We start from the raw sequence: 12425 nt of genomic DNA on the forward strand, positions 1-12425 counted from the left end.
GGGGCGGACCTGGTGCTCGACGGGGTCCTGGGCATCGGCGCGGACGGTTCCGGGCTGCGCGGCGTCGCGGGCGAGCTGGTCGAGGCCGTCCTGTCGCTGGGTCGCCCCTACGTCGTCGCGGTCGACGTGCCCTCCGGGATCGGGGTCGACGACGGGCGGCGCGACGGAGTCGTGCTCGACGCCGACCTGACGGTGACGTTCGGCGCCCTCAAGCCCGGGCTGCTCGTGTCGCCCGCGTCGGTCGCCGCGGGCCGCGTCGAGCTGGTGGACCTCGGGCTCGAGCTCGACGGACCGCCCGCGGTGGCCCGGCTCGAGGTGGGAGACGTCGCGGGGCTGTGGCCCGTGCCCGCCGCCGACGCGCACAAGTACACCCGCGGCGTGGTCGGGGTCGTCGCGGGGTCGCGGACGTACCAGGGGGCGGCGGTGCTGACGACGAGCGCGGCCGTGCGGTCGGGCGTCGGCATGGTGCGGTACCTGGGCGACGTCGGCGACGTGGTGGTCGCGGCGCACCCCGAGGTCGTGGTCGGCACCGGGCGGGTGCAGGCGTGGGTGTTCGGCCCGGGGGTGTCGCCCGACGACGCGGGGCAGCGCCGGCGCATCGAGTACGCCTTCGAGCACGTGGTCGGGCGGGGCGAGGCGGCCGTGGTCGACGCGGGCGCGCTCGAGCTGCTGCCGGCGCACATCGGGCCGCACGCGGTCCTCACGCCGCACGCCGGCGAGCTCGCCCGGCTGCTGAGCCAGCGCGGGGAGGACGTCGAGCGGGCCGCCGTCGAGGCCGAGCCGCTGCGCTGGGCGCGCCGCGCGCACGAGCTCACCGGGGCGACCGTGCTGCTCAAGGGTCCCGTGACGGTGGTCGCGGGGGCCCAGGGCGCCGCGTACGCCCAGGCGGACGCGCCCGCGTGGCTGTCGACCGCGGGGGCGGGCGACGTGCTCGCCGGCCTGCTGGGGGCGCTGCTGGCCGGGCGGGCGGACGCTATCCACGACGACCCGTCGCTCGCGGCGGCGCTCGCGGCGACGGCGGCGCTCGTGCACGGGCGCGCGGCGCACCGCGCCAACCCGGGCGGTCCGGTGGGCGCGCGCGACGTCGCCGACGCCCTGCCCGGCACGATTGCGGAGCTGCTCGACGCATGACGCTCCCGCCCGACCTCCGCGCCCGCGTCGAGGCACTGACGAGCAGCGGGCAGCGCCGGGTCCTCGGCATCGCCGGCGCGCCCGGGGCCGGCAAGTCGACGGTCGCCGCGGAGGTGGTCGCGGCCGTGGGACCCGCCGCGGTCGTGGTGCCGATGGACGGGTTCCACCTGGCGCAGTCCGAGCTCGAGCGGATCGGTCGCGCCGACCGCAAGGGCGCTCCGGACACGTTCGACGCCGACGGGTTCGTGGCGCTGCTGACCCGCCTGCACCGGTCCGAGCGGACCGTCTACGCGCCCGAGTACCGCCGCGACCTGCGCAACCCCGTCGCCGGCGCGATCGCGGTGCCGCCGGAGACGGTGCTCGTCGTGGTCGAGGGGAACTACCTGCTGCTCGACGACCACGGGTTCGGCCCGGTCGCCGGTCTGCTCGACGAGTCGTGGTTCCTCGCACCCGACGACGCCGTGCGGCTGGACCGGCTGGTGGCCCGGCACGAGGCGTTCGGCAAGTCGCCCGAGGCGGCGCGGGCGTGGTCGCACGGTCCCGACGAGAGCAACGCCCGGCTCGTGGCCGCGACCGCCTCTCGCGCCGACGTCGTCGTGCGGCTCGCGTGACGGACGGTGCGAGACTGGGCGCCGTGAGCTACCCCGCACGCGCCGTCGTCGACCTCGCGGCCGTCCGCGCCAACGTCCGCTCGCTGGCCGCGCACGCCCCGACCGCCCAGGTGATGGGCGTGGTGAAGGCCGACGGCTACGGCCACGGCCTGCTGCCGACGGCCTCCGCCGCGATCGCCGGCGGCGCCACCTGGCTGGGCGCCGCGCAGATGGACGAGGCCCTCGCGCTGCGGCGCGGCGGGATCGTCGGCCCTCGCGTGCTGACCTGGCTCTACGCGCCCGGCGCCCCCCTGCGCGACGCCCTCGACGCGGACATCGACGTGTCCGTGTCCGCGCCCTGGGCGCTGCGCGAGCTTGCCGACGCCGCGCGCGCCGCGGGCCGTCCCGCGCGCGCGCACCTGAAGGTCGACACGGGGCTCGGGCGCAACGGCCTCACGCCGGACGACCTGGCCTCGCTGCTGCCGGAGGTCCTGCGGCTGCGCGCCGAGGGCGCGGTCGAGGTGGTGGGGCTGTGGAGCCACCTCGCGTTCGCCGACGAGCCCGAGCACCCCACGGTCAAGCTCCAGGCGGAGGTGTTCGCGGACGCGCTGCGGACCGTCGAGGGCGCCGGTGTGACGCTCGAGGTGCGGCACCTGGCCAACTCCGCGGCGACCCTGACGGCGCCCGGCATGCACTACGACCTCGTGCGGCCCGGCATCGCGGTCTACGGGCTGTCGCCGGTGCCGCAGCTGGGCGGCCCGGAGGACTTCGGGCTGGTGCCCGCCATGACTCTCGAGGCCGAGCTGGCGAACGTGAAGTCGGTGCCGGGCCGGCACGGGGTCTCGTACGCGCACCACTACGTCACCCCGGGCGACACCGTGCTCGGGCTGGTGCCGCTGGGGTACGCCGACGGCATCCCGCGGCACGCGTCCGGCACCCAGGAGCGGCCGGGCGGGCCGGTGCGCGTCGGGGGTCGCACCCTCGGCGTCGCCGGGCGCGTCTGCATGGACCAGGTGGTGGTCGACCTCGGTCCCGGGGCCACCGAGCGCGCGGGCGATCGCGTCGAGCTGTTCGGCACCGGCCACGACGGCGGCCCCACCGCGCAGGACTGGGCGGAGGTCGCGGGGACCATCTCGTACGAGATCGTCACGCGCGTCGGGGCGAGGGTCCCGCGGGTGCACGTGGACAGCGAGGCCGCGTCATGACCGTCGTCACCGTGCGGCTGCCCGACGCCGACGCCACCCGCGCGTACGGCCGGGCCCTGGCGGACGTGCTGCGGGCGGGCGACCTCGTGGTGCTCACGGGCGACCTGGGCGCCGGCAAGACGACCCTGACGCAGGGCATCGGGGCCGGGCTGCGCGTGCGCGGGCAGGTGGCGTCGCCCACCTTCATCATCGCGCGCGAGCACCCGCCGCTGGCCCGCGAGGACGGCAGCCGCGGCCCCACGCTCGTGCACGTCGACGCGTACCGGCTGGGCTCGCTCGACGAGGTGGACGCGCTCGACCTCGACGCGAGCCTGGACGAGGCCGTCACGGTGGTCGAGTGGGGCGAGGGGTGGGTCGAGTCGCTGGCGCAGGACCGGCTCGAGGTCACCCTCCAGCGGCCGCGCGGCGGGGCGCTGGCCGACGACGACCTCGACGACGCCGCGGCGGGGGAGCGCGTCGTCACGGTGCGCGCGGTGGGCCCCCGCTGGGCGGACGTCACGCTGCCCGACGCGGCACCGGTGGCAGGCTGAGCCCGTGCCCGTCCTCGCCCTCGACACCTCCGCCGCCGTCGCGGTGGCCCTGACCGACGACTCCGGTGCGGTGCTGGCCGCCCGCTCGGACGCCCAGCAGCGCCACCACGCCGAGCTGCTCACCCCGATGATCGCCGACGTCCTGGCCGAGGCCGGCGTGGACCGCCGGGCCCTGACCGCCGTGGTGGTCGGCACCGGTCCGGCGCCCTTCACCGGCCTGCGCGTCGGGCTGGTCACGGCCCGCACGCTGGCCCTCGCGCTCGGCATCCCGGTGCACGGCGTGCCCAGCCTGGACGCGCTCGCGGCCCGGGCGTCCCGGGTGCTCCCGCCGGGCACCGACGTGCTGGTCGCCACCGACGCGCGGCGTCGCGAGGTCTACTGGGCCACGTACCGGCTGGCCGGGGCGGGACGGATCGCGGTGCTGGCCGGGCCGGAGGTCGCCGCGGCGACCGACGTGGCCGCCGACCCCCGCGCCGCGGGCGCGCTCGCGATCGGGCGCGGCGCAGTGCTGTACCCGAACCTGGTGTCGGACACGGCGCCCGGGGTCGACCTGGACGGCCTCGGCCTCCTCGACCCCGACCCCTCGGAGCTGGCGCGCCTCGCGCTGCTGCGCGTCGCGGCCGGCGAGCAGCAGGGGACCGAGCCGCTCTACCTGCGGCGGCCGGACGCGGTGCCCCAGGCCGCGCGCAAGCGCGTGCTGGGATGACCGAGCAGCCGGGTGGCGTCGTCGTCCGCGCGCTGGGCCCGGCCGACCTGCCGGACCTCGAGCGCATGGAGATCGAGCTGTTCGGTCCGGCCGCGTGGTCGCCCGAGAGCCTGGCGTCGGAGATCGTCGGCGTCGGGCGGTGGTACGTGGGCGCGGTGGTCGACGGGACCCTGGTCGGCTACGCGGGACTGTGGTTCGACGGGTTCGACGCGCAGGTCATGACGATCGGGACCGACGAGCGGTTCCAGGGCCGCGGGCTCGGCCGGCGGATGCTCGAGAACCTGCTGGACCGCGCGCGCACGCTCGGCGCGGCCGTGGTGCTGCTCGAGGTACGCGTGGACAACGACCCCGCGATCCACCTGTACGAGAGCGTGGGCTTCGAGCGGCTCGGCAAGCGCCGGGCGTACTACCAGCCGGGGAACATCGACGCGTGGACCATGCGTCTGGACCTGCGCCGGGACGAGGGGGGAGCGGCATGACGAGGGACCCGCGAGACACGGTCCTCGTGGACGCCGAGGGGCTGGCCGCCGCGCTCGCGGGCGACGAGCCGCCCGTGCTGCTCGACGTCCGGTGGGCGCTGGGGCAGACCGACGGCCACGAGCAGTACCTGGCGGGACACGTGCCCGGCGCCGTGTTCGTCGACCTGGACACCGAGCTGGCCGGGCCGGCGTCCCCGCAGGACGGCCGGCACCCGCTGCCCGACCTGGCCCGGCTCGAGGCCGACGCACGGCGCTGGGGCGTGTCCGCCGAGCGGACGGTCGTGGCCTACGACGCCGTCGGCGGCACGTCCGCCGCGCGCGTCTGGTGGCTGCTGCGCTGGGCGGGGCTGACCGACGTGCGGCTGCTGGACGGCGGCCTGGCCGCGTGGACCGCCGCCGGGTTCCCGCTCGAGGCCGGGTCCGTGACGCCCGAGCCCGGGGACGTCGTGCTGGTGCCGGGCTCGCTGCCGACGATCGACGCGGACGAGGCGGCCGCGTGGACCGGGTCGCTGCTCGACGCCCGCGCCGCCGAGAGGTACCGGGGCGAGGTCGAGCCCGTCGACCCGCGCGCGGGCCACATCCCGGGCGCGTTGTCGGTGCCCACGGCGGGGAACCTGGGCGCCGACGGCACGTTCCTGCCCGACGAGCGGCTGCGGGAGCGGTTCGCGGGGCTGGTCGGGCCGGTCGCGGTGTACTGCGGGTCCGGCGTGACCGCCGCGCACGAGGTCGCGGCGCTCGCGTCGATCGGCGTCGAGGCCGCGCTGTACCCGGGGTCGTGGTCGCAGTGGTCGAACGACCCGGCGCGCCCGGCGGAGACGGGGGAGGCCGCGACCCCCTCGGGGATCGCGGCCTCCTGAGCCGGCCGGTCGGGCGCGCGGTCCGTCAGACCGTGAGCGCGGCCTGCGTGTAGGCGAGGCGCTCGGCGCGCGGGTGGTGCGTGCCGGCACCCTCGACGTGGCCGACGTTGACGACGAGGAGCGACTTCCAGCCGTTGTCGGCGAAGAACTCCTGGTCGATCCCCTGGGCGTCCATGCCGCCCATCGGGCCGGCGGCCAGGCCGGCGGCGCGCAGGCCGACGATGAGGTAGCCCGCCTGGATGAGCGCGTTGGTGCGCGCCATCGTCTCGCGCTGCTCGGGCTGACCCTCGAGCGCGCCGGCGAGCGCGGCCATGTGCGGCGCGAGCGTCGGGATGTGGGCGTGGAAGCCGGTGTCGGCGGCCAGGACCAGCGTGACGGGGGCGGCGAGCACGCGGTCGCGGTTGCCCTCGTTCATGTGGGCGGCCAGGCGCTGCCGGGCCTCCGGGGTGCGCACCACGAGCAGGCGCAGGGGGATGGTGTTGAGGGCGGTGGGGCCCCACTTCACCAGGTCGTACACCGCGGCGATCTGCTCGTCGCTGACCTCGTCGGGCGTGAACGCGGCGGCCGTGCGGGCCTCGCGGAACAGGAGGTCGGCGACGTCGTCGGCGACCGCCAGACCGGACGTGGGGAAGTCGAGACCGTCCAGGACGGTGGTGTCAGTGGTCATGCCTCGTTGAAGCGTCAACTATCCATGCTTGTTCCGGGCCTCGAGGTGGCGATCGTCACACCGTCGCGCCCGCCTATCCTGGTGCGCATGGCTGACCCCCTCGTGCTCGGGATCGAGACGTCCTGCGACGAGACCGGCGTCGCCCTCGTCCGCGGCTACGACCTGCTGGTCGACGCCGTCGCCAGCTCGGTGGACGAGCACGCGCGGTTCGGCGGCATCATCCCCGAGATCGCCTCGCGCGCCCACCTCGAGGCCATGGTCCCCACGATCGAGCGGGCGCTGGCCACGGCGGACGTCTCGCTGGGCGAGGTCGACGCGATCGCGGTGACCGCCGGTCCGGGCCTCGTCGGACCCCTGACCGTCGGCGCCTCGGCGGCCAAGGCGCTCGCGCTCGCGCTGGACAAGCCCCTGTACGGCGTCAACCACGTGATCGGCCACGCGGTGGTGGACGAGCTGGTCGACGGGGCGTTCCCGGAGCGCGTGATGGCGCTGGTGGTCTCGGGTGGTCACTCGTCGCTGCTGCTCATCGACGACACCGTGCGCGTGACGGAGCTGGGCTCGACGCTCGACGACGCCGCGGGGGAGGCCTTCGACAAGGTGGGCCGCCTGCTCGGGCTGCCGTACCCGGGCGGCCCGCACATCGACCGGCTCGCCCGCGAGGGGGACCCCACCGCGATCCGCTTCCCGCGCGGGCTCACCGCCGCCAAGGACCAGGCCGCGCACGCCGCCGACTTCTCGTTCTCGGGGCTCAAGACCGCCGTGGCCCGCTGGGTGGAGGCCCGGCAGGACGCCGGCCAGGCCGTGCCGCTGGAGGACGTCGCGGCGTCGTTCGCGGAGGCGGTGGCCGACGTGCTGACGGCCAAGACGATCGCCGCCTGCCGCGCGCACGGCGTGGACACCCTGGTGGTCGGCGGCGGGTTCTCCGCCAACTCGCAGCTGCGCGACATGGCGGCGAAGCGCTGCGCGGAGGCCGGCATCGAGCTGCGGATCCCGCCCATCCGGTACTGCACCGACAACGGCGCGATGATCGCGGCGCTCGGCTCGGCCGTGGTGCGCCGCGGCCTGCCCCCGTCGTCGCTGGACCTGCCGGTCGACTCGTCGATGCCGCTCACCCACGTGCTCGTCTGAGGACCTTCTGCCCTACCTCCTCGTGACGCCCCGGCGTGCCATGGGGGGAGGGGTCGCGCGCCGCGCGGCACCGGCGGTGAGGCGGTGGGTGTGGTGCGTGCGGGACGAGTCCTGGTGGCGGTGGCCTCGGCAGCGGTGCTGACCGGCTGCGTGACGGTGAACGAGCAGGCCGGGCCCGGCATGATGCACGGCCGCGGGGCCACCGTCGTGCGATCGACGTGCGCGCCGCCGGTCGACGCCTCCGGGTCGACCGTCGTGGTCATGCTCGGCGACGGCGGCATGATGCGCCGGATGCACGGCGGCACCGCGATGCTACGGGCGGTCCCCGCGACGGTCCCGGCGGGTCCGGTGACGCTGCTGGCCCAGAACATGGGCCGCCGCACGCACGAGCTCGTCGTGCTGCCGCTGGCTCCCGGTGAGTCCGTGGGTGAGCGGGCGGTGGGCGTCGACGGCACCGTGGACGAGACCGGCAGCCTGGGCGAGGCGTCGGCCCCGTGCGCCGAGGGGGCCGGCGACGGCCTCACGCCGGGCGCCGTCGGATGGGTGACGCTCGACCTCCCCGCGGGCCGGTACGAGCTGGTCTGCAACCTCCCGCGCCACTACGCGGCGGGCATGGTCGACGAGCTCGTCGTGACGGCGCGCTAGCCGGCTACAGCGGCCGGCCGGCCGCCATCTCGGCGACCAGCGAGCGGACGACCGCGTCGAGCTCGCCCGCGTGCCGTCGCGCCACCGCGCGCTGGCGCTGGTACGAGGCTCCCCGGCGCAGGATGACCCGCACCTGCTCGAGCTCGGCGGAGCAGCCGAGGCGCTCGGCCACCGGCGCGAGGTCGACCAGCCAGCGGCTCACGGCGTCGGTCACCAGCTCCTCGTCGCCGGCCGCGTTCGTGATGATGATCGCGTCCATGCCGTACCGCGCCGAGCGCCACTTGTTCTCCTGCGCGAACCACGGCGGCAGGGACGGCAGCGGCTCGCCGCGGTCGATCATGCCGGAGAAGTGCTCGACGAAGCAGTGCGTCAGGGCCGAGATCGCGGCGACCTCGAGCAGGTTCGACGCGCCGTCGGCGATCCGCATCTCGAGCGTCCCGAACCGCGGGGAGGGGCGGACGTCCCAGCGGATCTCGTCGAACTGGTCGATCACGCCCGTGTGCAGCATGTCGCCCACGTACTGCTCGAGCTGCGACCACTGCTCGAAGGCGAACGGCAGCCCCGCGGTGGGCAGCTGCTGGAAGAGCAGCGCACGGTTGGAGGCGTAGCCGGTGTCCTTGCCGCCCCAGAACGGGGACGACGCCGACAGGGACTGGATGTGCGCGAACACCGTGAGCATCGCGCGCGAGAGGGGCAGCACCTTGTCGCGGTCCTCGATGCCCACGTGCACGTGCACGCCGTAGATGAGCATCTGGCGGCCCCACCACTGCGTGCGGTCGATCAGCGTGGCGTACCGCTGCTTGTCGGTGACCTTCTGCTGCGCCCAGTGGGCGAACGGGTGCGTCGCGCTGCCCATGAGCTCGATGCGCAGGGGCGCCGCGGCGGCGCGCACCTCGTCGAGCGCGCGCTGCAGGTCGGCGGTGGCCTGCCCGATGGTGCGGCACTTGCCCGACCGGATCTCGACGGTGTTGAGCAGCAGCTCCTGCGTGATGAGGGGGTGCTCGCTGCCGTCGGCGGGTCGGACCGCCGCGAGGACGGCCTCGGCGGCCTGCCGCAGGTCCCCGGAGTCGGCGTCGACGAGCCCGACCTCCCACTCGATGCCGACGGAGGACCGCTCCGAGTGCGCGAACGGCAGGGTGACCGGCGCGGCCATCAGGCGGGCTCCACCACGAGCACCTGCTGGCTGCCCGCGACGCGGGTGAGGATGATCGTGCCCGTGGCGCTGCCGCGCAGGTCGAGCTGGCGGCGCAGCTGCTCGGGCACCACGGCGGTGCCGCGCTTCTTGATGGTCAGCTTGCCCACGTCGCGTCCTCGCAGGTACGTGCGGAGCCGCTTCAGGCCGAACGGCAGGGTGTCGAGCACGCGGTAGGCGGTCGCGGTCGGCACCGGCACCAGCGCGTCGGACGTCACGTAGGCGATCGTGGGGTCCACCAGCCGCCCGCGCACCTGGGCGGCGATCTCGCCGACCAGGCCGGCGCGGATCACGGCGCCGTCCGGCTCGTACAGGTAGCCACCGACCGGGCCTGTCGGCGGGCGCTCGTCGGAGGTCTGCTCGACCACGTGCGCCTCGCCGGCGCGCAGCACGAGCGCCGAGCGGCCGGGCCCCTCGGGGGCCAGCGGACCGAACCAGAGGCCCACCTCGACCACGTCGCCGTCCACGGAGACCCACTGCGCGTGGGCGTCCGCGGGCAGTGCGGTGTGGGGGATGCCGGGCCCGAGCTTGAGGCCGAGCGCGGGGATCGCCTCCCGCAGGGCGAGGACGGCGTCCAGCGGGGGCTCGTAGGCGGCCGGGTCGAACACGCGGCTTCCCGACGAGGTGCGCCGGGCCGGGTCGGCGTAGACCCCGTCGACTCCTTCGGCCGCCAGGTCGAGCGCGAGCCCGTCGCCGTGGCGGACCACCGCGTCGGGGAAGTGCCGCAGGTTGACGGTCGCGATCGCCGCGGTGGCCTCGTCGCGGTCGATGGCGAGCACGCGCAGCCCGATGCCCGCGACAGCCATGGCGTCGGCGCCGATGCCGCACGTGAGGTCCGCGACCAGCGTGCTGCCGGCGTCGCGGAACCGGCGGGCGTGGTGCGCCGCGACGGTGAGCCGGGTGGCCTGCTCGAGGCCGGCCGCGGTGAAGAGCATGCCGTCGGCGAACGTGCCGAACTTGGCGGCGGCCTTCGCGCGCAGGCGCGACTGGGTCAGGGCGGCGGCGACGAGCGCGGGGTCGATGCCCTCGTCGCGCAGGCGTTCCGACAACGCCATCGTGCGGGCCTCGTCGTACGGCGGCAGCGCCGACAGCAGGGCCCAGCCCGCGGGGCTGAGCAGCTGGGCGATGCCGTCGCGATCCATGCCGCGATCCTCGCACGCAGCGCCGCTCCGGGGGCGGGTCCGCGGGGCTTGCTGGCACTCGCCTTGACCGAGTGCTAACCGGTTCCTAGAGTGAGTCGCTGGCACTCTCCCGGTGAGTGTGCCAGCTGCGCTCCAGGCCACGGCACCCGCGACGACGTGACCCGACAGCGCGCACGAACCTCAGAGAACTACTCACATGCGAAGGGGAGGTCCGCTGTGTCGGTCTCCATCAAGCCCCTCGAGGACCGGATCGTCGTCAAGACGCTCGAGGCAGAGACGACGACCGCTTCCGGTCTCGTCATCCCGGACAGCGCCAAGGAGAAGCCCCAGGAGGGCGAGGTCCTGGCGGTCGGACCCGGCCGTGTCGACGACAACGGCGTCCGGATCCCGCTCGACGTCGCCGTCGGCGACAAGGTCATCTACTCGAAGTACGGCGGCACCGAGGTCAAGTACTCGGGCGAGGAGTTCCTCATCCTCTCGGCCCGCGACATCCTCGCGATCGTCGTCAAGTGATCTGAGGGGCGCCCGCGCCCCGCACGAGAAGGCCCCCACGGCGTCGCCGTGGGGGCCTTCTCGTCGTCTCGCACGGCCTTCTCGTCGTCGGGCGCGGAAGAGCCCTCCCCTCGTCGTGCCTGGAGGGGAGGGCTCTGGTGCGTGGTGCCGGCGGTCAGCCGACGCGGGTGGCGCGGCCGCGCTGGGCGAGCACCGCGGCGCGCTCGTCCTCGGACAGCCCGCCCCAGACGCCGTAGGGCTCGCGCACGGCGAGCGACTGCTCGAGGCACTGCTTGATCACCGGGCACGTGGCGCAGATGGCCTTGGCGGCCTCGGCGCGACGGCGGCGGGCCGATCCGCGCTCACCCTCGGGGTGGAAGAACAGGTCCTGGTCCTCGTCACGGCAGGCACCGTCGAACTGCCACTCCCACAGGTCCATCACCGGTCCGGGAAGGCGCGAGATCTCGGCCATGAGTTCCTCCTCAGTCTGTCCGCCGCGCCGCCGGGTGGGCAGCTGCGCCGGGAAGGTCGTGAACACGGGATTCCCGTGCGAGTTGCGCTTGGTGGAGATCCGTACGGGTGGGGCGTTGGTGAGGACGTTACAACCGCGCCAGAAGTTGTTCAAGACCGTGTCACACATTCGTGCGATGACGCGATTGTCGATGAACGCCCAGCTCGGCGTGTCGCGCGGCGACACGCCAGAACGGGCCGAATCCTCCGGGCCTGGCAGAATCGCGCCATGGTGACGCGCGAGGACGACGAACCGGCGGGACCGCCGACGCCGGCCCTCGCTGTCGCCGCCGTCGCGCGCAGGCTCGGGGTCGCACCCGCGACGCTGCGCACGTGGGACCGCCGGTACGGGCTGGGGCCCTCCGAGCACTCGGCGGGCGCGCACCGTCGCTACTCCGCGGTCGACGTCGAGCGGCTGCTCGTGATGCGGCGCCTCACGCTGGACGGGGTCGCCCCCGCGGAGTCGGCGCGCATCGCGCTGGCAACCGACGTCTCCGCCACGCCGTCCCACGACGGCGGGGAGGTCGCCGCGACCCCCACGGCGGTCGTCGACGCCTCCCTGGCCGGGGACGTCGAGCGGTGCGCGCGGCTGCTCGCGCTCGAGCCGGGCGCGGACGTGGTCGACTGGTGGACCGGTCTGGTCGAGCCGGCGCTGGCCGCGCTGGCCCGGCGGACGGTGGTGGACCCGCCCGGTGTGGACGCGGTCGCCGCCGTCCACGGGGGAGTGCTGGCGGCGCTCCGGGCGCGGCCCGCCCCGCTGGCGGGCTCGGGCCGGCCGGTCGTCCTGGTCCTCGTCGCGCCCCGGGAGGCCCGGCCGCTCGTCGCGCACGCCCTCGCCGGCGCCCTGGCCGCGCGCGGCGTCGACGCCCGGATCGTCGGCGGGCCGGTCGGGGCGCACCACGCCGTCGAGCTGGCCGCGATGACCCGGACGCGCGCGGTGGTGACGATCGGCGAGCGCGCCGACGCGGACCTCGAGGTGGTGGACCGGCTGGCCGTCGAGCAGCCGGAGCTGGCGCAGTTCGTGATGGTCCCCGAGGGCGCCGCCGGCGCCGTTCCGCTGGGCCGGTCGGTGCACCGCGCGCGCTCGTTCACGGGGCTGCTGCACGAGGTGCTGGCGGTCGCGACGACGGGTGTCGAGCGCTGAACGGACG

General features: G+C 75.6%; 15 protein-coding genes. 11 read left to right on the forward strand and 4 right to left on the reverse strand.

Annotation, left to right across the window (positions count from 1 at the left end):
• The 7 genes from AB5970_RS16140 to AB5970_RS16170 all read left to right on the forward strand — a co-directional run.
• Positions 1–1131, forward strand: a 1131-nt coding sequence (locus tag AB5970_RS16140; protein WP_370504969.1) for a bifunctional ADP-dependent NAD(P)H-hydrate dehydratase/NAD(P)H-hydrate epimerase, incomplete at its 5' end; no start/stop codon positions are given.
• Positions 1128–1742 carry a nucleoside/nucleotide kinase family protein gene (locus AB5970_RS16145; protein ID WP_370504970.1) on the forward strand — a complete coding sequence of 205 codons (615 nt, stop codon included), beginning with the start codon at positions 1128–1130 and terminating at the stop codon, positions 1740–1742. The genes AB5970_RS16140 and AB5970_RS16145, both read left to right, overlap by 4 nt.
• A 23-nt stretch (positions 1743–1765) precedes the next feature.
• Positions 1766–2926 (forward strand): alanine racemase, encoded by a 1161-nt coding sequence (gene alr / locus AB5970_RS16150; RefSeq protein ID WP_370504971.1) that lies wholly within the window; start codon positions 1766–1768, stop codon positions 2924–2926.
• On the forward strand, positions 2923–3456 hold the full coding sequence (gene tsaE, locus AB5970_RS16155) for a tRNA (adenosine(37)-N6)-threonylcarbamoyltransferase complex ATPase subunit type 1 TsaE (protein WP_370504972.1): 534 nt from the start codon (positions 2923–2925) through the stop codon (positions 3454–3456). The genes alr and tsaE overlap by 4 nt, the downstream gene beginning before the upstream one ends.
• Before the next feature lie 4 nt (positions 3457–3460).
• Positions 3461–4162 (forward strand): tRNA (adenosine(37)-N6)-threonylcarbamoyltransferase complex dimerization subunit type 1 TsaB, encoded by a 702-nt coding sequence (gene tsaB / locus AB5970_RS16160; RefSeq protein ID WP_370504973.1) that lies wholly within the window; start codon positions 3461–3463, stop codon positions 4160–4162.
• Entirely contained in the window at positions 4159–4641 is a 483-nt protein-coding gene (gene rimI, locus AB5970_RS16165; protein WP_370504974.1) for a ribosomal protein S18-alanine N-acetyltransferase, read from the forward strand. The genes tsaB and rimI overlap by 4 nt, the downstream gene beginning before the upstream one ends.
• Entirely contained in the window at positions 4638–5498 is an 861-nt protein-coding gene (locus AB5970_RS16170) for a sulfurtransferase (protein WP_370504975.1), read from the forward strand. The genes rimI and AB5970_RS16170 overlap by 4 nt, the downstream gene beginning before the upstream one ends.
• 25 nt (positions 5499–5523) lie before the next feature.
• On the opposite strand, the gene AB5970_RS16175 is transcribed toward AB5970_RS16170, so the two are convergent.
• Positions 5524–6165 carry a malonic semialdehyde reductase gene (locus AB5970_RS16175; protein WP_370504976.1) on the reverse strand — a complete coding sequence of 214 codons (642 nt, stop codon included), beginning with the start codon at positions 6163–6165 and terminating at the stop codon, positions 5524–5526.
• An 87-nt stretch (positions 6166–6252) separates the two neighbouring features.
• Here AB5970_RS16175 and tsaD point away from each other — a divergent pair, with 87 nt between their 5' ends.
• On the forward strand, positions 6253–7293 hold the full coding sequence (gene tsaD, locus AB5970_RS16180; protein ID WP_370504977.1) for a tRNA (adenosine(37)-N6)-threonylcarbamoyltransferase complex transferase subunit TsaD: 1041 nt from the start codon (positions 6253–6255) through the stop codon (positions 7291–7293).
• A 93-nt stretch (positions 7294–7386) separates the two neighbouring features.
• The gene (locus AB5970_RS16185) at positions 7387–7938 is read left to right on the forward strand and encodes a hypothetical protein (protein WP_370504978.1); all 552 of its coding nucleotides are present in this window, start codon (positions 7387–7389) and stop codon (positions 7936–7938) included.
• Positions 7939–7942: 4 nt separating this feature from the next.
• On the opposite strand, the gene AB5970_RS16190 is transcribed toward AB5970_RS16185, so the two are convergent.
• Together AB5970_RS16190 and AB5970_RS16195 are read right to left on the reverse strand one after the other, a co-directional pair.
• On the reverse strand, positions 7943–9091 hold the full coding sequence (locus AB5970_RS16190) for a glutamate--cysteine ligase (protein ID WP_370504979.1): 1149 nt from the start codon (positions 9089–9091) through the stop codon (positions 7943–7945).
• Complete coding sequence (locus tag AB5970_RS16195) at positions 9091–10272, reverse strand: class I SAM-dependent methyltransferase (protein WP_370504980.1); 1182 nt, start codon at positions 10270–10272, stop codon at positions 9091–9093. The genes AB5970_RS16190 and AB5970_RS16195 overlap by 1 nt, the downstream gene beginning before the upstream one ends.
• Before the next feature lie 216 nt (positions 10273–10488).
• Between AB5970_RS16195 and groES the strand changes: the two genes are divergently transcribed.
• Positions 10489–10785 (forward strand): co-chaperone GroES, encoded by a 297-nt coding sequence (gene groES, locus AB5970_RS16200; RefSeq protein ID WP_370504981.1) that lies wholly within the window; start codon positions 10489–10491, stop codon positions 10783–10785.
• Between the two features lie 154 nt (positions 10786–10939).
• Here groES and AB5970_RS16205 read toward each other — a convergent pair whose 3' ends face one another.
• On the reverse strand, positions 10940–11236 hold the full coding sequence (locus AB5970_RS16205; RefSeq protein WP_370504982.1) for a WhiB family transcriptional regulator: 297 nt from the start codon (positions 11234–11236) through the stop codon (positions 10940–10942).
• Positions 11237–11503: 267 nt separating this feature from the next.
• On the opposite strand from AB5970_RS16205, the gene AB5970_RS16210 reads away from it, so the two are divergent.
• On the forward strand, positions 11504–12418 hold the full coding sequence (locus tag AB5970_RS16210; RefSeq protein WP_370504983.1) for a MerR family transcriptional regulator: 915 nt from the start codon (positions 11504–11506) through the stop codon (positions 12416–12418).
• Positions 12419–12425: the final 7 nt, after the last annotated feature.

Origin of the sequence: Cellulomonas sp. ICMP 17802 (assembly GCF_041295535.1) — a bacterium.
In the GTDB taxonomy this organism is placed as follows: domain Bacteria; phylum Actinomycetota; class Actinomycetes; order Actinomycetales; family Cellulomonadaceae; genus Cellulomonas.

What these genes read in the sequence shown, in the direction of transcription:
- AB5970_RS16145 (WP_370504970.1), top strand. Translation starts at nt 1,128, where the DNA reads ATGACGCTCCCGCCCGACCTCCGCGCCCGCGTCGAGGCACTGACGAGC.
- tsaE (WP_370504972.1), top strand. Translation starts at nt 2,923, where the DNA reads ATGACCGTCGTCACCGTGCGGCTGCCCGACGCCGACGCCACCCGCGCG.
- rimI (WP_370504974.1), top strand. Translation starts at nt 4,159, where the DNA reads ATGACCGAGCAGCCGGGTGGCGTCGTCGTCCGCGCGCTGGGCCCGGCC.
- AB5970_RS16170 (WP_370504975.1), top strand. Translation starts at nt 4,638, where the DNA reads ATGACGAGGGACCCGCGAGACACGGTCCTCGTGGACGCCGAGGGGCTG.
- AB5970_RS16175 (WP_370504976.1), bottom strand. Translation starts at nt 6,165, where the DNA reads ATGACCACTGACACCACCGTCCTGGACGGTCTCGACTTCCCCACGTCC.
- tsaD (WP_370504977.1), top strand. Translation starts at nt 6,253, where the DNA reads ATGGCTGACCCCCTCGTGCTCGGGATCGAGACGTCCTGCGACGAGACC.
- AB5970_RS16190 (WP_370504979.1), bottom strand. Translation starts at nt 9,091, where the DNA reads ATGGCCGCGCCGGTCACCCTGCCGTTCGCGCACTCGGAGCGGTCCTCC.
- AB5970_RS16195 (WP_370504980.1), bottom strand. Translation starts at nt 10,272, where the DNA reads ATGGATCGCGACGGCATCGCCCAGCTGCTCAGCCCCGCGGGCTGGGCC.
- AB5970_RS16205 (WP_370504982.1), bottom strand. Translation starts at nt 11,236, where the DNA reads ATGGCCGAGATCTCGCGCCTTCCCGGACCGGTGATGGACCTGTGGGAG.
- AB5970_RS16210 (WP_370504983.1), top strand. Translation starts at nt 11,504, where the DNA reads ATGGTGACGCGCGAGGACGACGAACCGGCGGGACCGCCGACGCCGGCC.